Origin of the sequence: Rathayibacter sp. AY1A3 (assembly GCF_002930975.1) — a bacterium.
GTDB lineage: Bacteria > Actinomycetota > Actinomycetes > Actinomycetales > Microbacteriaceae > Rathayibacter.
The window spans coordinates 1-20,568 of sequence record NZ_PSTO01000052.1 but is presented as its reverse complement, the minus strand read 5'-3'; the positions used below and the strand labels follow the sequence as shown (position 1 = coordinate 20,568).

The window sequence follows — 20,568 nt, the reverse complement described above, 5'->3', positions numbered from 1 at the left end:
CGCCCGCCCCTAGAAATCGGAGAACACACCACATGACAACGACGTCAGCGACGTCGACGCGCGGTGGAGCGCGCGTCCACGTCCAGCGCTTCGGCACCTTCCTCTCGGGAATGGTCATGCCGAACATCGCGGCCTTCATCGCCTGGGGCTTCATCACGGCCCTCTTCATCCAGACCGGATGGCTCCCGCTCCTCGGCATCGACGCCACCTGGGTCCAGCAGTTCGGCGGCTGGAGCACGGATCCCGACGTGGTCAACACCGGCCTCGTCGCCCCGATGATCACCTACCTCCTCCCGCTCCTCATCGCGAACACCGGCGGCCGCATGGTCTACGGCGCCCGCGGAGGCGTGGTCGGCACCATCGCGACCATGGGCGTCATCGTCGGCGCCGGCATCCCGATGTTCATCGGCGCCATGATCATGGGCCCGCTGTCGGCGTGGCTCATGAAGAAGGTCGACTCGATCTGGGACGGCAAGATCAAGCCCGGCTTCGAGATGCTGGTCAACAACTTCTCCGCCGGAATCCTCGGCCTCCTCCTCGCGCTCCTCGCCTTCGCGGGCGTCGCGCCGCTCGTGGTCGGTCTCTCGACCGCCCTCGGTGCGGGCGTGGAGTTCCTGGTCAACGCGGGCCTGCTCCCGCTGACCTCGCTCTTCATCGAGCCGGCGAAGATCCTCTTCCTGAACAACGCCATCAACCACGGCATCCTCACGCCGCTGGGCGTGCAGCAGGCGGAGGAGGCGGGCAAGTCCTACCTCTTCCTCCTCGAGGCCAACCCCGGCCCCGGCATGGGCGTGCTCCTGGCCTTCGCGTTCTTCGGCGTCGGCGCGGCCCGCGCCTCGGCTCCCGGCGCGGCGATCATCCACTTCATCGGAGGCATCCACGAGATCTACTTCCCGTACGTGCTGATGAAGCCGGCGCTGCTCGCGGCCGTCATCCTCGGCGGTGCGACCGGTGTCGCGACGAACGTCGCGTTCAACTCCGGCCTCCGCGCCCCCGCCTCGCCCGGCTCGATCATCGCGGTGCTCCTCCAGACCGCGAACGACAGCTTCCTCGGCGTCATCCTCTCGGTGGTCCTCGCGACCGCCGTGTCGTTCCTGGTGGCCTCGGTCATCATCCGGTCCGGCCGCAAGCGCGACCTGGCCGCGGAGCAGGAGGGCGACGACAAGCTCGCCGCCGCCGTCGCCGCCAACGAGGCGAACAAGGGCAAGGAGAGCGCCGTCGGCTCGCTCATCAACGCCCGCGGCGCCAACGCTCCGCAGGACTCGGCCGGCGCCTCGACCGCGGGGGCCACGGCCACCGCGACCCAGGTCCGGAACATCGTCTTCGCCTGCGACGCCGGCATGGGCTCGTCCGCGATGGGCGCCTCGGTGCTGCGGAACAAGATGAAGAAGGCGGGCTTCGAGGACGTCACGGTCACCAACAAGGCGATCGCCGCTCTCGAGGACGACGTGGACCTGGTCATCACCCAGGCCGAGCTCACGGAGCGCGCCCGCCAGCGCACCCCGGGCGCCATCCACGTCTCCGTGGACAACTTCATGAACAGCCCGAAGTACGACGAGGTCGTCTCGCTGGTCGCGGAGCAGCACGGCAAGTAGTACGCCAACCATTCGGAGGGAACCCGTAGGGTGCGACAGAGCGGACACGCTCCGCTCGCCCCTGCGGGTTCCCTCGCTGTCAGCACCTCCACGGAAGGACGCACCCCATGAGCGACGTGCTCACCATCGGACAGATCGACGCCTCCGGCACCGCCACCACGAAGGAGGCCGCCATCAAGGAGGCCGCCGACATGCTGGTCGGCGTCGGCGCGGTCACCCCCGCCTACTACGAGGCCATGCTCGCCCGCGAGGCGACCGTCTCGACCTACATGGGCAACCTGCTCGCCATCCCGCACGGCACCAACGACGCGAAGGACGAGATCCGCTCCTCCGCCCTCTCGTTCGTGCGCTACGCGCAGCCGATCGACTGGGACGGCAACGAGGTGCGCTTCGTCGTCGGCATCGCCGGCGTCGACAACGAGCACCTCGAGATCCTCTCCAAGATCGCGATCATCTTCTCGGAGGAGGACGAGGTGCAGAAGCTCCTCGACGCCCCGGACGCGCAGTCGCTCTACAGCCTGCTGGGCGAGGTCAACTCCTGATGCCCACCGCCGTCCACTTCGGCGCCGGCAACATCGGCCGCGGCTTCGTCGGCCTGATCCTGCACGGCGCCGGCTACGAGCTCGTCTTCGCCGACGTCAACTCCGAGCTGATCGGCCGCCTCGCCGCTGCCGACAGCTACGAGGTGCACGAGGTGGGGGAGGAGGCGGCCACGCACGTCGTCGACCGCTTCCGCGCGATCGACTCGGCCGCCGACGAGGAGGCTCTCGTCCGCGAGATCGCCGCCGCCGACATCGTCACCACGGCCGTCGGCCCGAACATCCTGCGCTTCGTCGCCCCCGTGATCGCGAAGGGCCTCGCCGCCCGCGACGAGTCGGCGCCGCGGCTGGCGGTCATGGCCTGCGAGAACGCGATCAACGCCACGCGCCTCCTGCAGACCGAGGTCGCCGCGAACCTCGGCGCGGACGAGTGGGAGCGCCTGCGCACCCGCGCCGTCTTCGCCGACACCGCGGTGGACCGCATCGTCCCGAACCAGGACCCGGGCCAGGGCCTGGACGTGACAGTGGAGAGCTTCTTCGAGTGGGTCGTCGACCGCACTCCGTTCGAGGGCACCGAGCCGGAGATCCCGGGCGCGACCTGGGTCGACGACCTCGAGCCCTTCATCGAGCGGAAGCTCTTCACGGTGAACACCGGTCACGCGACGGCCGCCTACACCGGCTTCGCGGCCGGAGCGCACAAGCTCTCCGACGCGCTGACGATGCCCGAGGTGCACGACGCGGTCAAGGCCGCGCTCGAGGACACCAAGGCGCTCATCGTGGCCAAGCACGGCTTCAGCGACGAGGAGCAGCAGGCCTACCTCGAGAAGACGCTGAAGCGCTTCGCGAATCCGTACCTGACCGACACGGTCGACCGGGTGGGACGCCAGCCGCTGCGGAAGCTGTCGCGGCACGAGCGCTTCATCGGACCGGCGGCCGAGCTCGCCGAGCGCGGGCGCACGCCGGAGGGACTGCTCGCCGCGATCGGCGCCGCGCTGCGCTTCGACGTGCCCGAGGACCCCCAGAGCGTGGAGCTCCACGAGAAGCTGGCCGCGCTCACCCCGGAGGAGTTCGTGGCGGAGGTCACCGGCCTCACGGCCGAGCATCCGCTCTTCGACCGGGTCGTGGCGGTCGTCCGCGGCTAGTCCCGTGGCCGCACGGCGGTGAACGACGACGAGGTCCCCTGCTTCCCGCGGGGGACCTCGTCGTCGTCTGCGGCGGCTCGGGCGGAGCGCTAGAACAGCCGCCAGCGCGTGAGCGGCCAGGCCACGGCGAAGACGCGTCCGGTGACCCTGTCGATCGGCACGGTCTTCACGCACGAGTCGATCGGCCCGCCGGCGCCGCGGCACTCGCCGAGCGAGTCGTTGGAGTTCGACCGGTGGTCGCCCAGGACGAAGAGGGAGCCCTCGGGGACGGTGTACTCGTCGAAGCAGCGGAGGGACGCGGGGCTCGTCGTGCAGTCGAGGGTCCCGGGGGTGAAGGGGAAGTCCTCGAACACGTAGGACTCGTCCAGCGGCTTCCCGTCGACCAGCACGTGCCCCTCGGCGTCGCAGCAGGAGACGGTGTGGCCCCCCTCGGCGATCAGCCTCTTGACGAGGAACTCCTCGTGGGAGGGGCCGATGCTGGTGACGTCGCCGAACGTCTTCACGATCTCGGAGAGGGGGCTGCCGGCCTCGTCGCTCGCGCCCCAGTCGGCGTCGCGCGAGAAGACGACGATCTGGCCCTCCTCCGGCCCGCCCTGGAGGGCGAGGGTGCGGTCGACCAGGATGCGGTCGCCGAAGAATCCGCCGCCCTGGAGGGTGTTCTCCATCGAGCCGGTCGGCACCGTGTACACCTTCACGAAGAAGGTCTGCACCAGGGCGATGACCGCGATCGCCGCCAGGATCGTCACCACCGGGTGCGAGTACCAGCTCCGCCTCGCGGTCGCGGACCTCGTCGTGCGCGCCATGTGCTCTCCCTCCGGCTCGACGGAGCCAGCCTAGGCGGCGGCGGACGCAGGGCCGGGCAGGGGGCGCGCGTCGGGCGCGGAGGCGGAGGAGGGGGCGACACGCCCGAGGTGGCGGAACGGCCGCGATTCGCGTAGTATCGACCCTTGGTGTTTTGCGCGTGCTCCGGCATGCCCGCGAACCCCGATCCGGGCTCTCGCCCGGTGGTGGCTCGTCGCGGAAACATTCGCACGACCAGTACACACACTACTTCCGAACGACAGTGAGGCTATGGCCAAAAAAGACGGTGTCATCGAAATCGAAGGTGCGGTTGTCGAGGCGCTCCCCAACGCGATGTTCCGCGTGGAGCTGACCAACGGACACAAAGTTCTCGCCCATATCTCGGGCAAGATGCGTCAGCACTACATCCGGATCCTCCCCGAGGACCGGGTGATCGTGGAGCTGAGCCCCTACGACCTGACCCGCGGCCGGATCGTCTACCGCTACAAGTAGACGTTCGCTCCGCTGACGTTCGCGACGTGCGTGTCCTGTAAGGAACGGCCCCGGCATCCGCCGGGAGCACGACGCCAGCGAAAACAAGGACAAGAACAATGAAGGTCAACCCCAGCGTCAAGCGCATCTGCGACCACTGCAAGATCATCCGCCGCCACGGCAACGTGATGGTCATCTGCAGCAGCAACCCCCGCCACAAGCAGCGCCAGGGCTAGTCCCGCTGCTTCCGCGAGGGAGCGCAGGGGCGGCGTGCCGCCCCCACTGCACAACTGAACACACCCGCAGCACCAGAAATCGCGCAGCACCCCGGCGACCCCGGGGTGGACGGCGAGGACACCTTCGGTCGGAGGCCGAGGCACCGGTGCTGCTTCACACCTCCACTCACTCACAGGAGAAGCCACAATGGCACGTCTGGCAGGAGTAGACATCCCGCGCGAGAAGCGCGTGGAGGTCGCACTGACCTACATCTACGGTGTCGGCCGCACTCGCGCGCTCAAGACCCTGAGCGACACCGGGATCGACGGCAACATCCGCGTCAAGGACCTCAGCGACGACCAGCTCGTCTCGCTCCGCGACTACATCGAGGGCAACTACAAGGTGGAGGGCGACCTCCGCCGCGAGGTCGCCGCCGACATCCGCCGCAAGGTCGAGATCGGCTCGTACGAGGGCCTCCGCCACCGTCGCGGCCTCCCGGTCCGTGGACAGCGCACCAAGACGAACGCGCGCACCCGCAAGGGACCCAAGCGCACCGTCGCCGGCAAGAAGAAGGCCGGCCGCAAGTAACGCGGGCGACACGGACCTAGAGGAGATACAGAATTGGCTACCCCCAAGTCGGCCGCGCGCAAGCCGCGCCGCAAGGAGAAGAAGAACATCGCTGTGGGCCAGGCCCACATCAAGTCGACGTTCAACAACACCATCGTCTCGATCACCGACCCCTCCGGGGCCGTCATCAGCTGGGCCTCGTCCGGTGGAGTCGGCTTCAAGGGCTCGCGCAAGTCGACGCCGTTCGCCGCCCAGCTCGCCGCCGAGTCGGCCGCGCGCCAGGCTCAGGAGCACGGCATGAAGAAGGTGGACGTCTTCGTGAAGGGCCCCGGCTCGGGTCGTGAGACCGCGATCCGCTCGCTCCAGGCCGCAGGCCTCGAGGTCGGCTCGATCAACGACGTCACCCCGCAGGCGCACAACGGCTGCCGCCCGCCCAAGCGTCGTCGCGTCTAAGCAGCACTCGCAGCCGTCGGCCGGCCGCACGAACCGCCTCCGGGCGGGGAGTGCGGCCGGCCGGCGGATCGCGCATTTCTTTCACAACTCCACACCTCGCAAACGCACGTGTCATATAGCGGACACGTGATCGAAAGGAATCATCAGTGCTTATCGCACAGCGTCCGACGCTCACCGAGGAGAACATCTCGGAGTTCCGTTCCCGCTTCGTCATCGAGCCCCTCGAGCCCGGCTTCGGCTACACGCTCGGCAACTCGCTGCGTCGCACCCTGCTGTCCTCCATCCCCGGCGCCGCTGTCACCAGCATCCGGATCGACGGAGTCCTGCACGAGTTCACGACCGTCCCGGGCGTCCGCGAGGACGTCACCGAGATCATCCTGAACATCAAGGGACTCGTCGTCTCCTCCGAGCACGACGAGCCGATCACCGCCTACCTGCGCAAGCAGGGAGCCGGCCAGGTCACCGCCGCGGACATCTCGGCTCCGGCCGGTGTCGAGATCCACAACCCGGAGCTCGTCATCGCCACGCTGAACGACAAGGCGAAGTTCGAGCTCGAGCTCACGATCGAGCGCGGCCGCGGCTACGTCTCGGCGACCCAGAACCGCAGCGAGTTCTCCGAGGCCGGCCAGATCCCGGTCGACTCGATCTACTCGCCCGTGCTGAAGGTCACCTACCGCGTCGAGGCCACCCGTGCCGGCGAGCGCACCGACTTCGACCGCCTGGTCGTGGACGTGGAGACGAAGGCCGCGATCTCGCCGCGCGACGCCATCGCCTCCGCCGGACGCACGCTGACCGAGCTGTTCGGTCTCGCCCGCGAGCTGAACAACGCGGCCGAGGGCATCGAGATCGGCCCCGCGCCGGTCGACGCGGTCCTCTCGACCGAGCTGTCCATGCCCATCGAGGACCTCGACCTCTCGGTGCGCAGCTACAACTGCCTCAAGCGCGAGGGCATCAACAACGTCAATGAGCTCGTCGCCCTCTCGGAGACGCAGCTCATGAACATCCGCAACTTCGGTCAGAAGTCGGTGGATGAGGTCAAGGAGAAGCTGACGGAGCTCGGCCTGTCGCTCAAGGACTCGGTCCCCGGGTTCGACGGCGCCCACTTCTACAGCTACGACGACGAGAGCATCTAGGTCCTCCGCTCCGGAGCCCCGGCTCCTCGCGTCCGACCTGCTGACACCCCTTTAGTACTGGAGTAAACCCATGCCCAAGCCCACCAAGGGCCCCCGCCTCGGAGGCGGACCCGCACACGAGCGCCTGCTGCTGGCGAACCTGGCCGCGGCCCTGTTCACGCACAAGAGCATCAAGACGACCGAGACCAAGGCCAAGCGCCTTCGTCCGCTCGCCGAGCGCCTGGTGACCTTCGCCAAGCGCGGCGACCTGCACGCCCGCCGTCGCGTCCTCGCGACGATCGGCGACAAGTCGGTCGTCCACGAGCTCTTCACCGAGATCGCTCCGCTCGTCGCCGAGCGCGAGGGCGGCTACACCCGCATCACCAAGATCGGCCCCCGCAAGGGAGACAACGCGCCCATGGCCGTGATCGAGCTCGTCCTCGAGCCCGTCACGCCCAAGGCGAAGAAGTCGCGCACCGCCACGGCGCCCGTGTCCGCTCCGGTGGACGAGGCCCCCGCCGAGGAGCCCACTGCCGAGGAGACCCCCGTCGAGGAGACCCCCGTCGAGGAGGCGCCCGTGCAGGACGCTCCCGTCGAGGACGCCGCGCAGGACGCTCCTGTCGAGGAGACCGGCGCGACCAAGTAGTCACGCCCCTTCTGCCGAGAGCCCTCCGTCCCCTCCGGGGCGGGGGGCTCTCGTCGTTCCACGGGGCCGAGTGGCGCGAATCGTCGCTTACGATGGCACGGCTGCGCTCGTCGGGTGCGGCCGCGTCACGACCGGCGCTCCCGGGGTCCGCCCCGACGATCCTCGGAGGACTCCTGTGCGACTGCGCTCCTCGGCCGCTGCGGCGCTCCTCGCCCTGGCACTCGCGGCCGGAGTGAGCGGCTGCGCCTCCGGCGAGGTGATCGACGTGCCGGAGTCGGCGGGCCTCGCGAGCACGACCCCGGTGCCGTCGGCCGCACCGACCGTGTCCTCCGTGCCCTCCGTGCCGTCGAGCGAGGGTGTGGACTGCGCGACCGCTCTCCCCGCCTCCCTCGTCGAGCAGGAGGCCGGCCTGACGGCGGGCACCGTGTCGATCACCGCCGCGGGAGACACGTGCTCCTACGCCGTCGACGGCGAAGACCCGGTCGTCGTGCTGACGCTGCACCGCGGGCCCCTCGTCGAGACCTTCACCGGTGCGGGCGAGGCGCTCGGCGCCGTGCCGGTCTCACTGGGCACGGCCGCCTACTGGGTGCAGGGCATCGCCTCCGCTCCCTCCGAGCTGGCTGTGCTCGCAGGCGGCTGGGAGGCGCGGATCGTCTCCTCGGTCGGCGAGCAGTCGACGCTGGTCGGCTGGGCGGTCTCTGCCCTGGCGACCGTCGACGTCCCGCTCGCGGTCGCCTGAGCCGCGACCACGGCTCGCTCTAGACTCGTCTGATGCTCCACCGCGTCCGCCTCGACCTGGCCTACGACGGCTCGCACTTCTCCGGCTGGGCCAAGCAGCCCGGCCTCCGCACCGTGCAGGGGGTGCTCGAGGAGTCGCTCGCCCTGGTGCTGCGCTCCGAGCGGCACCCGACCGTGACGGTCGCCGGGCGCACCGACGTCGGCGTGCACGCCAGCGCCCAGGTCGCCCACGTCGACCTCACCCCCGAGCAGTGGGGCCGCATCAGCAGCGGCAGGCGCCGACCGGGGGAGGAGCCGTTCCCGCCCGCGTCGATCCTGGAGCGGCGGCTCCGCGGGATCCTCGGGCAGTACACCGACGTCTCGGTGCACCGGGTGACGGAGGCGCCGGAGGGGTTCGACGCGCGGTTCTCGGCGCGCTGGCGGCGGTACGAGTACCGGCTGGCCGACGCCTCCTCGATGCGCCACCCGCTCGACCGCACGTACACCACCTGGATCACCGACTCCCTCGACCTCGACGCGATGACGGCCGCGGCCCGCTCGCTCCTGGGCCTGCACGACTACGCGTCGTTCTGCCGTGCCCGCGCAGGGGCCACCACCATCCGGAGCCTGCTCGACTTCACCTGGGAGCGCGACGCCGACGGAGTCCTGCACGCCCACCTGCGCGCGGACGCCTTCTGCCACAGCATGGTGCGGGCCCTCGTGGGGGCGTGCGTGGCGGTCGGCGCCGGGAAGCTCGAGGCGGGGGCGGTCCCGCTGCTCCGGGACGCCGCCCGACGGACCAACGCGTTCGCGGTGATGCCGGCCCGCGGCCTCATCCTCCGCGAGGTCGACTACCCCGAGGACGACGCGCTCGCCGAGCGGGCCCTGCTCACCCGGGCGAAGCGCACCGTGCGGACCGAGGGGCCGGACCCGGAGGACTCGGAGTGAGGCGAGGGCGCGCGACCGCGCCCCGCGACCCGTGGCGGCCCGGGCCGCACCTCCCGCCGCCGGAGCCCCTGCCGCCACGATCCGTGCTTGGCCGCACGGGGGCTTTGCTGTAATGTCGACCCTTGGTGTTTTCGGCCGTGTGCCGAGCGCCCGAAGTTGAGCCCTCCACCGGATCGGTTCGGCCCCCTCGCGGGTCGAACGGCCACGGAGCGGGATCCACGAACACCTCACTCCGACCAGAAAGCAGCACTCACGTGACTCGCACTTTTTCTCCGAAGCCGGCTGACGTCCAGCACGACTGGATCGTCATCGACGCGTCCGACGTCGTGCTCGGCCGTCTCGCCACCCACGCCGCGGCGCTCCTGCGCGGCAAGCACAAGGCCACCTTCGCACCGCACATGGACATGGGCGACTTCGTCATCATCGTCAACGCGGAGAAGGTCGCCCTCACCGGCCAGAAGCTCCTCCAGAAGAAGGCCTACCGCCACTCCGGCTACCCGGGCGGCCTCTCGGCCACCACGTACGCCGAGCTCCTCGAGAAGAACCCGGTCCGCGCCGTCGAGAAGGCCATCCGCGGCATGCTCCCCAAGAACTCCCTCGGCCGCGCCCAGCTGCGCAAGCTGAAGGTCTACACGGGATCCGAGCACCCCCACGCGGCCCAGCAGCCGCAGGCGTACGCCTTCACCCAGGTCGCCCAGTAGGCTCCGGCCCTCCCCGACACCCCAGACTTCGAAGACAAAGGATCACCTACACCGTGGCGAAGATCGCAGACCAGATCGACGTGGCTCCCGAGAGCTACTCCACCGAAAGCCCGGCCACCGAGGCGTCCACGACGCCCCGCGCCGTCCTCAACGTCTCCGGCGCAGCCGTGGGCCGACGCAAGCAGGCCATCGCCCGCGTGCGCCTCGTCCCCGGCAACGGCGGCATGACCGTCAACGCCCGCGAGTTCGCGGAGTACTTCCCCAACAAGCTGCACCAGCAGCTGATCACCGACCCCTTCAAGGTGCTCGACCTGATCGGCTCCTACGACGTGGTCGCCAAGATCACCGGCGGCGGCCCCTCCGGCCAGGCCGGCGCGCTGCGCCTCGCCATCGCCCGTGCCCTCAACGAGATCGACCGCGAGAACAACCGCGCGATCCTGAAGAAGGCGGGCTTCCTGACCCGCGACGCCCGCGTCATCGAGCGCAAGAAGGCCGGTCTCAAGAAGGCCCGCAAGGCGTCCCAGTTCTCGAAGCGCTAGTCGACGCGGCCTGACGGCCGCACGACCAGCAGCTCGAGAAGGGACTGCGCACCATGCCGCGCCTGTTCGGAACAGACGGCGTCCGTGGCCTCGCTAATCGCGAGGTCACGGCCGACCTGGCTCTCGGCCTCGCCCAGGCGGCCGCCCGTGTACTCGGAGCGGCCGCCCGGGCCGAGGGCCGTCGGCCCGTCGCCGTGCTCGCCCGCGACCCCCGCATCTCCGGTCAGTTCATCGGAGCCGCGGTCGCGGCGGGTCTCGCGAGCGCGGGAGTCGACGTGCTCGACGCGGGCGTCATCCCGACGCCCGCCACCGCCTACCTCATCGCCGACGAGAACGCCGACTTCGGCGTGATGATCTCGGCCTCGCACAACCCCGCCGCCGACAACGGCATCAAGTTCTTCGCCGCCGGCGGACGCAAGCTCCCGGACGAGCTCGAGAACCGCATCGAAGCGGCCCTCGGAGTCCCCCCGCTCACGCCGACCGGGGCCGACGTCGGCCGCATCACCCGCTTCTCCGACGCGGAGGACCGTTACGTCCTCCACTTGCTCGGATCCCTCGAGGGCACCCGTCTCGACGGCCTGCACGTGGTCATCGACTGCGCGCACGGCGCCGCCGCCGGCATCTCGCCCCAGGTGTTCACCGACGCCGGAGCGACCGTCACCGTCATCGGCAACGACCCCGACGGCCTCAACATCAACGACGGAGTGGGCTCCACCCACCTCGACAACGTCGCCGACGCCGTCCGCGCGGCCGGCGCCGACATCGGCATCGCCCACGACGGCGACGCCGACCGCTGCCTCGCGGTGGACGCCGAGGGCCGCATCGTCGACGGCGACCAGATCATGGCGATCCTCGCGACAGCCATGGCCCGCCGCGGCGCCCTCCGCGACGACGTCCTCGTGGCCACCGTCATGAGCAACCTCGGCCTCAAGCTCGCCATGCGCGACGCCGGCATCCGCGTCATCGAGACCGCGGTCGGCGACCGCTACGTCCTCGAGGCGATGAACGACGGCGGCTACTCGCTCGGCGGGGAGCAGTCCGGCCACGTCATCATGAGCCGCTACGCCACCACCGGCGACGGCGTGCTCACCGGCCTCCAGCTCGCGGCCGAGATGGCCCGGACCGGACGCACGATCGCCGACCTGGCCGCCGTCATGTCCGTCTTCCCGCAGACCCTCCTCAACGTGCGCGGCGTCGACCGCGAGGGCGTCCGCGACGACGAGGTCATCGCCTCCGCCGTCGCCGACGCCACCGCCGAGCTCGGCAGCGACGGCCGCGTGCTCCTGCGCCCCTCCGGCACGGAGCCGATGGTGCGCGTCATGGTCGAGGCGAAGACGCAGGAGACGGCCGACCGCCTCGCCGAATCGCTCGCCGCGGTCGTGCTCGAGCGGCTGCGCTCTTAGGGAGCCGCTCCCTGCGCGGCTCCTCGCGGTCGGCCTGGAGAGGTGGTCGCGATGGGTGGAGCGGGGTGCGTTCGCCGCGGGTGAATCGCTTGGCACGCGATTCCCACGACGGCTCGTGGGTTGGGCCGCTCCCTGCGCGGCTCCTCGCGATCGGCTTGGGGCGGTGGATGCGATGGGTGGAGCGGGGTGCGTTCGCCGCGGGTGAATCGCTTGGCACGCGATTCCCACGACGGCTGTGTTCGTTGCGGGGCCGCTCCCTGCGCGGCCCCTCGCGGTCGGCTTCGCGAGGTGGTTGCGATGGGTGGAGCGGGGCGCGTTCGCCGCGGGTGAATCGCTTGGCACGCGGCGGTGTTCGTTGCGGGGCCGCTCCTTGCGCGGCCCCTCGCGGTCGGCTTGTCGAGGTGGTTGCGCGGGTGGAGCGGGTCGCGATCGCCGCGCGTGAATCGCTTGGCACGCGATTCCCGCTGACGGCTGTGTTCGTTGGGGGCCGCTCCTTGCGCGGCCCCTCGCGGTCGGCTTGTGGAGGTGGTCGCGCTGGGTGGAGTGGGTTGCGGCCGCCGCGCGTGAATCGCTTGGCACGCGATTCCCGCTGACGGCTCGTGGGTGGTGGCGAGCCTGCGCCGATCGTGCGGTGAAGGGGTTCGAGGTCGGTGGCTGCGCGGTGCGCGCGGCGGCGAACAGCGACCGAGGGCGCGGTCAGATCTTGCGGAGGAGGACCGAGGAGACGGTGTGGTCGGCCTGCTTGCGGAGGACCAGGCTCGCGCGGGAGCGGGTGGGGCGCACGTTCTGCAGCAGGTTCGGCTCGTTGATCGCGGCCCAGATGCTCCGCGCTCGCTCGCGGGCCTCGTCCGGGCTGAGCGCCGCGTAGCGGTGGAAGTAGGAGTTCGGATTGGCGAACGCGCCCTGCTGCAGGGTGAGGAAACGCTCCTCGTACCAGCGCGCGATGTCGCTGGTCCGGGCGTCGACGTAGACGGTGAAGTCGAACAGGTCGCTCACCGCCAGGCCGTGACCGGGCACCGGCGGCTGCAGCACGTTCAGGCCCTCGACGATCAGCACGTCCGGCCGCCGCACGACGATCTCGGCGTCGGGGACGATGTCGTAGGAGAGGTGCGAGTAGAACGGCGCGCGCACCTCCGCGGCCCCGCCCTTCACCTCCGAGACGAAGCGCAGCAGCGCGCGCCGGTCGTACGACTCGGGGAAGCCCTTGCGGCTCATCAGACCGCGGCGCTCCAGCTCGCGGTTGGGCAGCAGGAAGCCGTCGGTGGTCACCAGCTCGACGCGGGGCGTGTCCTCCCAGCGGGCGAGCAGCTCCCGCAGCAGGCGCGCGATCGTCGACTTGCCCACCGCGACCGACCCCGCGACGCCGATCACGAACGGAGTCGGCTGCGCGCGCTCCCCGAGGAACGTGCTCGTCGCGCGGTGCAGGTGCCGTGCGCCACCGGCGTACAGGCTCAGCAGGCGCGAGAGCGGCAGGTAGACCTCCGCGACCTCGGTGAGGCTCAGCCGGTCGCCCAGCCCCCGCAGCTGCACGACCTCGGTCTCCGACAGCGGGAGCTCCGTGGTGCGGGCGAGCTCGGCCCAGTCGGAGCGGACGATCTCGACGAAGGGGGAGGGGTGCGCGTCGCGCGCGGGATCGCGAGGAGACGACGGCATGGGGACCGATCCTAGCGTCCGCCCCGCCGGATGCCCGACACCGCGGGAGGCGCCTCCGCGCCGCTTAGAATCGAGCGCATGTGTGGAATCGTTGGATACGTCGGTGAGCGCGACAGCCTGGCCGTGCTGCTCGGGGGCCTGAAGCGTCTGGAGTACCGCGGCTACGACTCGGCCGGCGTGGCCGTGATCGACGCCGACGGGCAGCTCGACAGCCGCAAGCGTTCGGGCAAGCTCAGCGTCCTGGTCGACGACCTCGAGGCGCACCCGCTGGCCGAGGGCACCACGGGCATCGGCCACACCCGCTGGGCGACGCACGGCGGCCCGACCGACCGCAACGCCCACCCCCACCTCGCGGACGAGGGCAGGCTCGCCGTCATCCACAACGGCATCATCGAGAACTTCCAGCCGCTCAAGGAGCAGCTGCTCGCCGAGGGCGCCGTCTTCGAGAGCGAGACCGACACCGAGGTCGCCGCGCACCTGATCGCCCGCGAGTACCGCCGCACCGGCGACCTCGTGCTCGCCTTCCAGGCCGTCGTCGCGCACCTCGAGGGCGCGTTCACCCTGCTCGCCCTGCACCAGGACCAGCCCGGCGTGGTCGTCGGCGCGCGCCGCAACTCGCCGCTCGTGATCGGCCTGGGCGACGGGGAGAACTTCCTCGGCTCCGACGTCGCGGCGTTCGTCGAGTTCACCCGCCGCGCGGTCGCCATCGGCCAGGACCAGATCGTCACGATCACCCCGGAGCTCGTCACGGTGACCGACTTCTTCGGCAACCCCGTCGAGACCGAGCCGTTCGAGATCGCCTGGGACGCGTCGGCGTCCGAGAAGGGCGGCTGGTCGAGCTTCATGGCGAAGGAGATCACCGAGGGCCCCGAGGCCGTCGCGAACACGCTCCGCGGCCGCATCCACGAGGGCGCGATCACGCTGCCCGAGCTCGACGCGCTCGGTCCGGTGCTGACGGAGATCGACCGCATCACGATCATCGCCTGCGGCACGGCCGCCTACTCGGGCATGGTCGCCAAGTACGCGATCGAGAAGTGGGCGCGCGTCCCCGTCGAGGTCGAGCTCAGCCACGAGTTCCGCTACCGCGACCCGGTGCTCACCCCGCGCACCCTCGTCGTCTCAATCAGCCAGTCCGGCGAGACGATGGACACGCTGATGGCGGTCAAGTACGCCCGCGAGCACGGCGCCAAGACGCTCTCGGTCTGCAACACCCAGGGCGCGACGATCCCACGCGAGTCGGACGCCGTGCTCTACACGCACGCGGGCCCGGAGGTGGCGGTCGCCTCGACCAAGGCCTTCGTCGCCCAGATCGCGGCGCTCTACCTGTTCGGGCTGCACCTGGCCGCGGTGCGCGGAGCCGCCTCCACCGAGCTCGTCGCCTCGCAGGCGGCCCAGCTCGCCGCGATCCCGGAGAAGCTCTCCCGCGTGCTCGACGCCTCCGACGACATCGCCCAGCTGGCCGGCTGGATGGCCGACACCCGGGCGGTGCTGTTCCTCGGTCGCCACGTCGGCTACCCGGTGGCGCTCGAGGGTGCGCTGAAGCTCAAGGAGCTCGCCTACATCCACGCCGAGGGCTTCGCGGCGGGCGAGCTCAAGCACGGCCCGATCGCACTGATCGAGCCTGGCCAGGTCGTGTTCGTGATCGTGCCGAGCCCGAGCGAGTCGTACGAGCTGCAGCGCAAGGTGATCTCGAACATCCAGGAGATCAAGGCCCGCGGAGCCCGCGTCATCGCGATCGCGGAGCAGGGCGACACGGCCGCGATCCAGATCGCCGACGAGGTCGTGCCGATCCCGCTCGCCGACCCGCTGTTCGAGCCGCTGCTCGCCGTCACCCCGCTGCAGATGTTCGCGATGGAGCTCGCCGCCGCCAAGGGCCTCGACGTCGACCAGCCGCGCAATCTCGCCAAGTCGGTCACGGTCGAGTGATCGAGCCGTGATCGTGGGGATCGGGGTGGACGTCGTGGACCTCGCGCGCTTCGAGCGCTCGCTGTCGCGCACGCCCCGGCTCCGCGACCGCCTGTTCGCCGAGAGCGAACGCTCGCTCCCGGTCGCCTCGCTGGCGGGCCGCTTCGCCGCCAAGGAGGCGCTGATCAAGGCGCTCGGCGACTCCGTGGGCGCCCGCTGGCACGACATGGTCGTCGAGCGGGACGAGCACGGGAATCCGTCCTTCGCGCTGCACGGCCCGGCCCGGGCGGCCGCGGAGGCGCGCGGGATCACGCGCGTGCACCTCTCGATGACGCACGACGCGGGCGTGGCCTGCGCGTTCGTGGTGGCAGAGTCGTGAGCGTCCCCGCGTCGTACCGCGAGGCGGTGATCGACGTCGACGCGATGGCGGCGAACGCCGCGCGTCTGCGCGAGCTCACCGGCGCTCGCCGGCTCATGGCCGTCGTCAAGGCCAACGGCTACGGGCACGGCGCCCTGGCCGCGGCGCAGGCGGCGCTCGACGGCGGCGCGGACGCCCTCGGCACCGCGGAGCTGCGGGAGGCCGTGGCCCTGCGCGAGGCAGGCGTCGTCGCTCCGATCCTCTGCTGGCTGCACGACCCCGGCGAGGACTTCGACGCGGCGCTCGAGCACTCGATCGACGTCGCCGTCTCCTCGGTCGACCAGCTCGACACGCTCGCGCAGTCGGCGGAGGACCGAGGCGTGCGCGCGGCCGTGCAGCTCAAGGTCGACACGGGCCTCAGCCGCAACGGCGCCGCGGAGGAGGAGTGGCCGCACCTGGCGGAGTCGCTCGCCCGTCACAGCGCTCGCGGCACCGTCCACCTCACCGGGCTGTTCTCGCACCTGTCCAACACCTCGCGCGAGGACGACCTCGCCCAGCTCGCGCTCCTCCGCCGCGCCGAGGCCGTGCTGGCCGCGCACGGGGTGCAGGCGCCGGTCCTGCACCTCGCGGCGACGGCGGCGGCGCTGCGCCTGCCGGAAGCACGCCTCGACATGGTGCGCAGCGGCATCGCCCTCTACGGACTCTCGCCGTTCGAGGACGAGACCTCGCTCCAGCTCGGGCTCGTCCCGGCGATGACGCTGCAGGGCCGCGTCGCCGGCGTCCGCCGGGTGCCCCACGGGACCGGCGTGAGCTACGACTACACCTGGCGGGCCGAGGGCGGGACGACCCTCGCGCTCGTGCCGTTCGGCTACGCGGACGGCATCCCGCGGAGCGCCTCCGGCGTCGCGGAGGTCTCGATCGGCGGCCGCCGCCACCGGATCGCCGGGCGGGTCGCGATGGACCAGTTCGTCGTCGACGTGGGGGATGCGAGCGTCGCGACGGGCGACCCGGTGACGCTCTGGGGCGACCCGACGACCGGCGTCCCCTCGGTAGACGAGTGGGCGCGGTGGTGCGGCACCATCAACTACGAGCTGGTCACCCGGCTCGGGCCGCGGGTCCAGCGGCGGCTGCTGAGCGCGGCGGACGGCCGTGCCTGAGCGCTCCTGGTTCGCGGACCGCGTCGTCGAGGTCGCCGATCCGGAGGCCATGGCGGAGCTCGGCCGCGAGCTCGGCCGAGTGCTGCGCGCCGGCGACCTGCTGGTGCTGACCGGGCCGCTCGGCGCGGGCAAGACGACCTTCACGCGCGGGCTCGGCGAGGGCCTCGACGTGCGGGGTCCCGTGACGAGCCCCACCTTCGTGATCGCGCGGACGCATCCGCCGCTGCACGACGGGCCGCCGCTCGTGCACGTCGACGCCTACCGCGTGGGCTCGCCGGTCGAGCTCGACGACCTCGACCTCGATCCGGCGCGCTCGGTGGTCGTCGTGGAGTGGGGGGCCGGGATGCTGGACGGCGTCGCGGAGTCCTGGCTCGACGTGGTCATCGAGCGGCCGACCGCCGGCTCCGACGCCGAGGAGGGCGAGGAGCCGATCGAGCCGCGGACCGTCCGCTTCCGCGGCACCGGCTGGAGCTGAGCCCGCGGGTACCCTGGACGCGTGCTCCTCGCGATCGACACCTCCTCCGGAACCTCCGTCGCCGTCGTCGACTCCGCGGGCGCCGTGCGCTCGGAGCGCACCGAGACCGACACCATGCGCCACGCGGAGGTGGTCGGCCGGCTGATCCAGGAGGCGCTCGAGGCGGCCGACGTGGCTCCCGGGGGGATCGAGGCGGTCGCCGTGGGCATGGGCCCCGGCCCCTTCACCGGCCTCCGGGTCGGGATCGCCGCCGCCCGGGCCTTCGCGCTCGGCCGCGGCGTCCCCACCCTCCCCGTGGTCTCGCACGACGCGATCGCGCTCGCCGCGCTGCGGCACGGGCGCGCCGCGGGCTTCCTCGTCGTCACCGACGCCCGCCGCCGCGAGCTGTACTGGAGCGCCTACGACGGGCTCGACGACCAGGGACTCCCCGTCCGCGTCGCCGGCCCGGGCCTGGACAAGCCGCCGGCCCTCCCGCATCCGGAGCTCCCGCGCCTGGAGGCCGAGTCTGTCTCCGCCGGCGAGCTCGGAGTCGTGGCCGCCCGCCTGCGCGCGGCCGGTCGGCCCGGTGCCGCGGACGAGCCCCTCTACCTCCGCTCGCCCGACGTCACGCTGTCCGCCGGCCCCAAGCGGGTGACCGCATGAGCGAGGCCGTGCTCCGCGACGCGCAGGCGGACGACCTCGACGCCGTCATGGCGATCGAGGAGTCCGAGTTCGCCGGCGACGCCTGGTCGCGCGGAATGATGGCGGAGGAGATCCGGAGCCGTCACACCCGGTACCTGGTCGCCGAGCAGGACGGCGAGGTGGTCGGCTACGCCGGGCTGCTCTGCCCCGTCGGCGCCCACGAGGGCGACGTGCAGACGATCGCGGTCGTCGCCCGGGTCCGCCGCACCGGCCTCGGCCGCCGACTGCTGCGCGCGCTCCTCGAGGCGGCCCGCGAGCGAGGCGCCCGCGAGGTCTTCCTCGAGGTCCGCGCCGACAACCCCGCCGCGCAGACCCTCTATCGCTCGGAGGGCTTCGAGGAGATCGGCGTCCGCCCCGCCTACTACCAGCCCGACGGAGTGGACGCGATCGTGATGCGCCTGCCGCCGACCCCGACCCAGGAGACCCCGTGAGCACCGGACCCCTCGTCCTCGGCATCGAGACCAGCTGCGACGAGACGGGGATCGGCATCGTCCGCGGCACGACGCTGCTCTCGAACACCATCGCCTCCTCAATGGAGGAGCACGCCCGCTACGGCGGCGTCGTGCCCGAGGTGGCCGCCCGGGCGCACCTGGAGGCGCTCGAGCCCGCCCTGCACGCGGCGCTCTCCGAGGCCGGTGTCGCGCTCGGCGACCTGGACGCGATCGCGGTCACCAGCGGACCGGGGCTCTCGGGCGCCCTCATGGTCGGCGTCGGAGCGGCGAAGGCGCTCGCCGTCTCGCTCGGCCTGCCGCTCTACGCCGTGAACCACCTCGTCGGACATGTGGGAGCCGACGTCCTCCGTGCAGACGGCAGCGAGGGCAGCCCCGTCGAGGTGCCGACGATCGCGCTGCTGGTCTCGGGCGGGCACACCTCGCTCCTGCACGTGCGCGATCTGGTGTCGGACGTCGAGCTGCTCGGCGAGACCATCGACGACGCCGCCGGCGAGGCCTTCGACAAGGTGGCGCGCGTCCTGGGCCTGCCCTATCCGGGCGGACCGCAGATCGACCGGGTGGCGGCGGACGGGGACCCGAAGGCGATCCGCTTCCCCCGCGGGCTCAGCCTGCCGAAGGACCTCGAGCGCCACCGCTACGACTTCTCGTTCTCGGGGCTGAAGACCGCGGTCGCCCGCTGGGTCGAGAAGCGCCAGGACGCGAGGGAGGAGGTGCCCGTGGCCGACGTCGCGGCGAGCTTCCGCGAGGCGGTCGCCGACGTCCTGCTCACGAAGGCGCTCGCCGCCTGCCGCGACCGGGGCGTGCCGCGCCTCCTGCTCGGCGGCGGCGTGGTCGCCAACGCCCGGGTGCGCGCGCTGGCGGAGGAGCGGTGCGCGGCCGCGGGAGTGACCCTGCGGATCCCGGCGCTCTCACTCTGCACCGACAACGGCGCGATGATCGCCGCACTGGCGGCGCAGCTGATCGAGGCGGGGCATCCGCCGTCGGGGCTCGGATTCGGGGCCGACTCGACCCTCCCGGTCACCGAGATCCAGGTCCGCTGAGGCCTCTACCGGGCGGCGGCCGGGGCGCGCAAGCGCCGTCCAGCTTTTTGACAGGCGGATCGTGCCACTGCCACTCTTGGCCGCATCCGCTCGTTCCTGACCCTGGGGGATTCCATGACCACTCCGTACACGCCCGCGTCCGACCGCTACAACATCCTGGCGATCATCGGCTTCATCGCCTCGTTCTTCGTCTCCATCGTGGGCATCGTGCTGGGCTTCATCGCCCTGTCGCAGATCAAGCGCACGGGGGAGAAGGGCCGCGGCCTCGCCCTCGCCGCCGTCATCATCGGCTTCGTCGCGATCATCATCACCATCATCTCGTTCGTCGCGCTCTTCTCGATCGCGGCGACCATGCCCTCGACCGGGTACTGATCGACACGCCTCCGAGGCTCGGGGGCGCCCGCACCACCAGGAGGACACCGTGACCGACGACACCGCGCCCGGACCGCAGACCGGACCGGCGCCCGCGCCGTTCGCCCCTCCGCTCGGCGAGCCGTCGGCGGCCTACCCGCCGCCGACGGCCGCCGCCGATCCCTACCCCGGTCTCCCGCCCCGCCGCCCGCCGATGAATCCGCTCGCGGTCGCGGCTCTGGTGTGCGGACTGCTGGGGCTGGCGCCCGCCGCCATCGTCCTCGGCCACATCGGCTTCGCCCAGGCCCGACGCTCCGGACAGCGCGGACGCGGTCTCGCGGTCGCCGGTTTCGTGCTGGGCTACCTCGCGATCGTCCTCGCGGTGATCGCCTACCTCGCCTGGACGGCCTTCGTCGGCGACCTGCGCGACGGCGGGTACCTGCCCGCGTGAGCGGACGGAACCCCTCCGCCGCCGCCGGGGTGCTGGCTAGACTCGCGCCATGAGCGACGACAGCACCCGTCCCGGCCCCGGCTCCGACGAGCAGCACGGCTCCGTCCCGGTCCCGCCGGCCCCGCCCGTCCTCGTCGCCGCGGTGCTCACCCAGGCGAGGCTCCGGCAGAAGGCGGAGGCGAAGTTCGGAGAGTT

General features: G+C 71.6%; 25 protein-coding genes. 23 read left to right on the top strand and 2 right to left on the bottom strand.

The genetic code is table 11. From position 1 onward, the window contains the following. Positions 1-32: 32 nt before the first annotated feature. The 3 genes from C5C10_RS16385 to C5C10_RS16375 all read left to right on the top strand — a co-directional run bounded on the left by C5C10_RS16385 (position 33) and on the right by C5C10_RS16375 (position 3,276). A complete protein-coding gene (locus C5C10_RS16385) occupies positions 33-1,595 on the top strand; it encodes a PTS mannitol transporter subunit IICB (protein WP_104251136.1) in 1,563 nt (520 codons plus the stop codon). A gap of 107 nt (positions 1,596-1,702) precedes the next feature. Further along, positions 1,703-2,137 (top strand): PTS sugar transporter subunit IIA, encoded by a 435-nt coding sequence (locus C5C10_RS16380; protein WP_104224996.1) that lies wholly within the window; start codon positions 1,703-1,705, stop codon positions 2,135-2,137. Next, positions 2,137-3,276, top strand: a complete 1,140-nt coding sequence (locus C5C10_RS16375; protein ID WP_104329789.1) for a mannitol-1-phosphate 5-dehydrogenase — start codon at positions 2,137-2,139, stop codon at positions 3,274-3,276. Before C5C10_RS16380 ends, C5C10_RS16375 begins: the two co-directional genes overlap by 1 nt. An 89-nt stretch (positions 3,277-3,365) precedes the next feature. On the opposite strand, the gene lepB is transcribed toward C5C10_RS16375, so the two are convergent. Further along, positions 3,366-4,079: a signal peptidase I gene (lepB, locus tag C5C10_RS16370; protein WP_104329788.1), complete on the bottom strand. Its 714-nt coding sequence runs from the start codon at positions 4,077-4,079 to the stop codon at positions 3,366-3,368. A 268-nt stretch (positions 4,080-4,347) separates the two neighbouring features. Here lepB and infA point away from each other — a divergent pair, with 268 nt between their 5' ends. The 11 genes from infA to glmM all read left to right on the top strand — a co-directional run bounded on the left by infA (position 4,348) and on the right by glmM (position 11,850). Next, positions 4,348-4,569, top strand: coding sequence for a translation initiation factor IF-1 (infA, locus tag C5C10_RS16365; RefSeq protein ID WP_022883252.1), 222 nt, complete (start codon positions 4,348-4,350; stop codon positions 4,567-4,569). Between the two features lie 98 nt (positions 4,570-4,667). Next, positions 4,668-4,784 (top strand): 50S ribosomal protein L36, encoded by a 117-nt coding sequence (rpmJ, locus tag C5C10_RS16360; RefSeq protein ID WP_055787164.1) that lies wholly within the window; start codon positions 4,668-4,670, stop codon positions 4,782-4,784. A gap of 187 nt (positions 4,785-4,971) precedes the next feature. Then, positions 4,972-5,352, top strand: coding sequence for a 30S ribosomal protein S13 (gene rpsM / locus C5C10_RS16355; RefSeq protein WP_068251511.1), 381 nt, complete (start codon positions 4,972-4,974; stop codon positions 5,350-5,352). Positions 5,353-5,385: 33 nt separating this feature from the next. Then, entirely contained in the window at positions 5,386-5,784 is a 399-nt protein-coding gene (rpsK, locus tag C5C10_RS16350) for a 30S ribosomal protein S11 (protein ID WP_055787170.1), read from the top strand. 146 nt (positions 5,785-5,930) lie between these two features. Continuing rightward, positions 5,931-6,917, top strand: coding sequence for a DNA-directed RNA polymerase subunit alpha (locus C5C10_RS16345; RefSeq protein ID WP_104224999.1), 987 nt, complete (start codon positions 5,931-5,933; stop codon positions 6,915-6,917). A gap of 70 nt (positions 6,918-6,987) precedes the next feature. After that, positions 6,988-7,542, top strand: coding sequence for a 50S ribosomal protein L17 (gene rplQ / locus C5C10_RS16340; RefSeq protein ID WP_104329787.1), 555 nt, complete (start codon positions 6,988-6,990; stop codon positions 7,540-7,542). Positions 7,543-7,717: 175 nt separating this feature from the next. After that, on the top strand, positions 7,718-8,281 hold the full coding sequence (locus C5C10_RS16335; RefSeq protein WP_104329786.1) for a hypothetical protein: 564 nt from the start codon (positions 7,718-7,720) through the stop codon (positions 8,279-8,281). 32 nt (positions 8,282-8,313) lie between these two features. Further along, entirely contained in the window at positions 8,314-9,207 is an 894-nt protein-coding gene (locus C5C10_RS16330; protein WP_104329785.1) for a tRNA pseudouridine(38-40) synthase TruA, read from the top strand. A gap of 254 nt (positions 9,208-9,461) precedes the next feature. Continuing rightward, positions 9,462-9,908: a 50S ribosomal protein L13 gene (rplM, locus tag C5C10_RS16325; RefSeq protein ID WP_104225003.1), complete on the top strand. Its 447-nt coding sequence runs from the start codon at positions 9,462-9,464 to the stop codon at positions 9,906-9,908. A 53-nt stretch (positions 9,909-9,961) separates the two neighbouring features. Continuing rightward, positions 9,962-10,447 carry a 30S ribosomal protein S9 gene (rpsI, locus tag C5C10_RS16320; RefSeq protein ID WP_104225004.1) on the top strand — a complete coding sequence of 162 codons (486 nt, stop codon included), beginning with the start codon at positions 9,962-9,964 and terminating at the stop codon, positions 10,445-10,447. A gap of 53 nt (positions 10,448-10,500) precedes the next feature. After that, complete coding sequence (glmM, locus tag C5C10_RS16315; protein ID WP_104251130.1) at positions 10,501-11,850, top strand: phosphoglucosamine mutase; 1,350 nt, start codon at positions 10,501-10,503, stop codon at positions 11,848-11,850. A 696-nt stretch (positions 11,851-12,546) separates the two neighbouring features. Here glmM and coaA read toward each other — a convergent pair. After that, positions 12,547-13,503 (bottom strand): type I pantothenate kinase, encoded by a 957-nt coding sequence (gene coaA, locus C5C10_RS16310; RefSeq protein WP_104234153.1) that lies wholly within the window; start codon positions 13,501-13,503, stop codon positions 12,547-12,549. Between the two features lie 78 nt (positions 13,504-13,581). Here coaA and glmS point away from each other — a divergent pair, with 78 nt between their 5' ends. From glmS to C5C10_RS16265, 9 genes are all read left to right on the top strand, one after another. Beyond that, a complete protein-coding gene (gene glmS / locus C5C10_RS16305; RefSeq protein ID WP_104227413.1) occupies positions 13,582-15,429 on the top strand; it encodes a glutamine--fructose-6-phosphate transaminase (isomerizing) in 1,848 nt (615 codons plus the stop codon). A 7-nt stretch (positions 15,430-15,436) separates the two neighbouring features. Continuing rightward, positions 15,437-15,787, top strand: a complete 351-nt coding sequence (locus tag C5C10_RS16300; protein WP_104329784.1) for a holo-ACP synthase — start codon at positions 15,437-15,439, stop codon at positions 15,785-15,787. Continuing rightward, on the top strand, positions 15,784-16,923 hold the full coding sequence (gene alr / locus C5C10_RS16295) for an alanine racemase (protein WP_104283238.1): 1,140 nt from the start codon (positions 15,784-15,786) through the stop codon (positions 16,921-16,923). The genes C5C10_RS16300 and alr overlap by 4 nt, the downstream gene beginning before the upstream one ends. A 49-nt stretch (positions 16,924-16,972) precedes the next feature. Then, the gene (tsaE, locus tag C5C10_RS16290) at positions 16,973-17,398 is read left to right on the top strand and encodes a tRNA (adenosine(37)-N6)-threonylcarbamoyltransferase complex ATPase subunit type 1 TsaE (protein WP_104225016.1); all 426 of its coding nucleotides are present in this window, start codon (positions 16,973-16,975) and stop codon (positions 17,396-17,398) included. 21 nt (positions 17,399-17,419) lie between these two features. Continuing rightward, positions 17,420-18,040 (top strand): tRNA (adenosine(37)-N6)-threonylcarbamoyltransferase complex dimerization subunit type 1 TsaB, encoded by a 621-nt coding sequence (tsaB, locus tag C5C10_RS16285; protein WP_104329783.1) that lies wholly within the window; start codon positions 17,420-17,422, stop codon positions 18,038-18,040. Then, entirely contained in the window at positions 18,037-18,510 is a 474-nt protein-coding gene (rimI, locus tag C5C10_RS16280) for a ribosomal protein S18-alanine N-acetyltransferase (RefSeq protein WP_104234156.1), read from the top strand. The genes tsaB and rimI overlap by 4 nt, the downstream gene beginning before the upstream one ends. Then, positions 18,507-19,571, top strand: coding sequence for a tRNA (adenosine(37)-N6)-threonylcarbamoyltransferase complex transferase subunit TsaD (tsaD, locus tag C5C10_RS16275; protein WP_104329782.1), 1,065 nt, complete (start codon positions 18,507-18,509; stop codon positions 19,569-19,571). Before rimI ends, tsaD begins: the two co-directional genes overlap by 4 nt. Before the next feature lie 114 nt (positions 19,572-19,685). Next, the gene (locus C5C10_RS16270; RefSeq protein WP_104225014.1) at positions 19,686-19,943 is read left to right on the top strand and encodes a DUF4190 domain-containing protein; all 258 of its coding nucleotides are present in this window, start codon (positions 19,686-19,688) and stop codon (positions 19,941-19,943) included. Positions 19,944-19,992: 49 nt separating this feature from the next. After that, positions 19,993-20,373, top strand: a complete 381-nt coding sequence (locus C5C10_RS16265; protein ID WP_104234159.1) for a DUF4190 domain-containing protein — start codon at positions 19,993-19,995, stop codon at positions 20,371-20,373. Positions 20,374-20,568: the final 195 nt, after the last annotated feature.

What these genes read in the sequence shown, in the direction of transcription:
- C5C10_RS16385 (WP_104251136.1), top strand. Translation starts at nt 33, where the DNA reads ATGACAACGACGTCAGCGACGTCGACGCGCGGTGGAGCGCGCGTCCAC.
- C5C10_RS16380 (WP_104224996.1), top strand. Translation starts at nt 1,703, where the DNA reads ATGAGCGACGTGCTCACCATCGGACAGATCGACGCCTCCGGCACCGCC.
- C5C10_RS16375 (WP_104329789.1), top strand. Translation starts at nt 2,137, where the DNA reads ATGCCCACCGCCGTCCACTTCGGCGCCGGCAACATCGGCCGCGGCTTC.
- lepB (WP_104329788.1), bottom strand. Translation starts at nt 4,079, where the DNA reads ATGGCGCGCACGACGAGGTCCGCGACCGCGAGGCGGAGCTGGTACTCG.
- infA (WP_022883252.1), top strand. Translation starts at nt 4,348, where the DNA reads ATGGCCAAAAAAGACGGTGTCATCGAAATCGAAGGTGCGGTTGTCGAG.
- rpmJ (WP_055787164.1), top strand. Translation starts at nt 4,668, where the DNA reads ATGAAGGTCAACCCCAGCGTCAAGCGCATCTGCGACCACTGCAAGATC.
- rpsM (WP_068251511.1), top strand. Translation starts at nt 4,972, where the DNA reads ATGGCACGTCTGGCAGGAGTAGACATCCCGCGCGAGAAGCGCGTGGAG.
- rplQ (WP_104329787.1), top strand. Translation starts at nt 6,988, where the DNA reads ATGCCCAAGCCCACCAAGGGCCCCCGCCTCGGAGGCGGACCCGCACAC.
- C5C10_RS16330 (WP_104329785.1), top strand. Translation starts at nt 8,314, where the DNA reads ATGCTCCACCGCGTCCGCCTCGACCTGGCCTACGACGGCTCGCACTTC.
- glmM (WP_104251130.1), top strand. Translation starts at nt 10,501, where the DNA reads ATGCCGCGCCTGTTCGGAACAGACGGCGTCCGTGGCCTCGCTAATCGC.
- coaA (WP_104234153.1), bottom strand. Translation starts at nt 13,503, where the DNA reads ATGCCGTCGTCTCCTCGCGATCCCGCGCGCGACGCGCACCCCTCCCCC.
- glmS (WP_104227413.1), top strand. Translation starts at nt 13,582, where the DNA reads ATGTGTGGAATCGTTGGATACGTCGGTGAGCGCGACAGCCTGGCCGTG.
- tsaE (WP_104225016.1), top strand. Translation starts at nt 16,973, where the DNA reads ATGGCGGAGCTCGGCCGCGAGCTCGGCCGAGTGCTGCGCGCCGGCGAC.
- rimI (WP_104234156.1), top strand. Translation starts at nt 18,037, where the DNA reads ATGAGCGAGGCCGTGCTCCGCGACGCGCAGGCGGACGACCTCGACGCC.
- C5C10_RS16270 (WP_104225014.1), top strand. Translation starts at nt 19,686, where the DNA reads ATGACCACTCCGTACACGCCCGCGTCCGACCGCTACAACATCCTGGCG.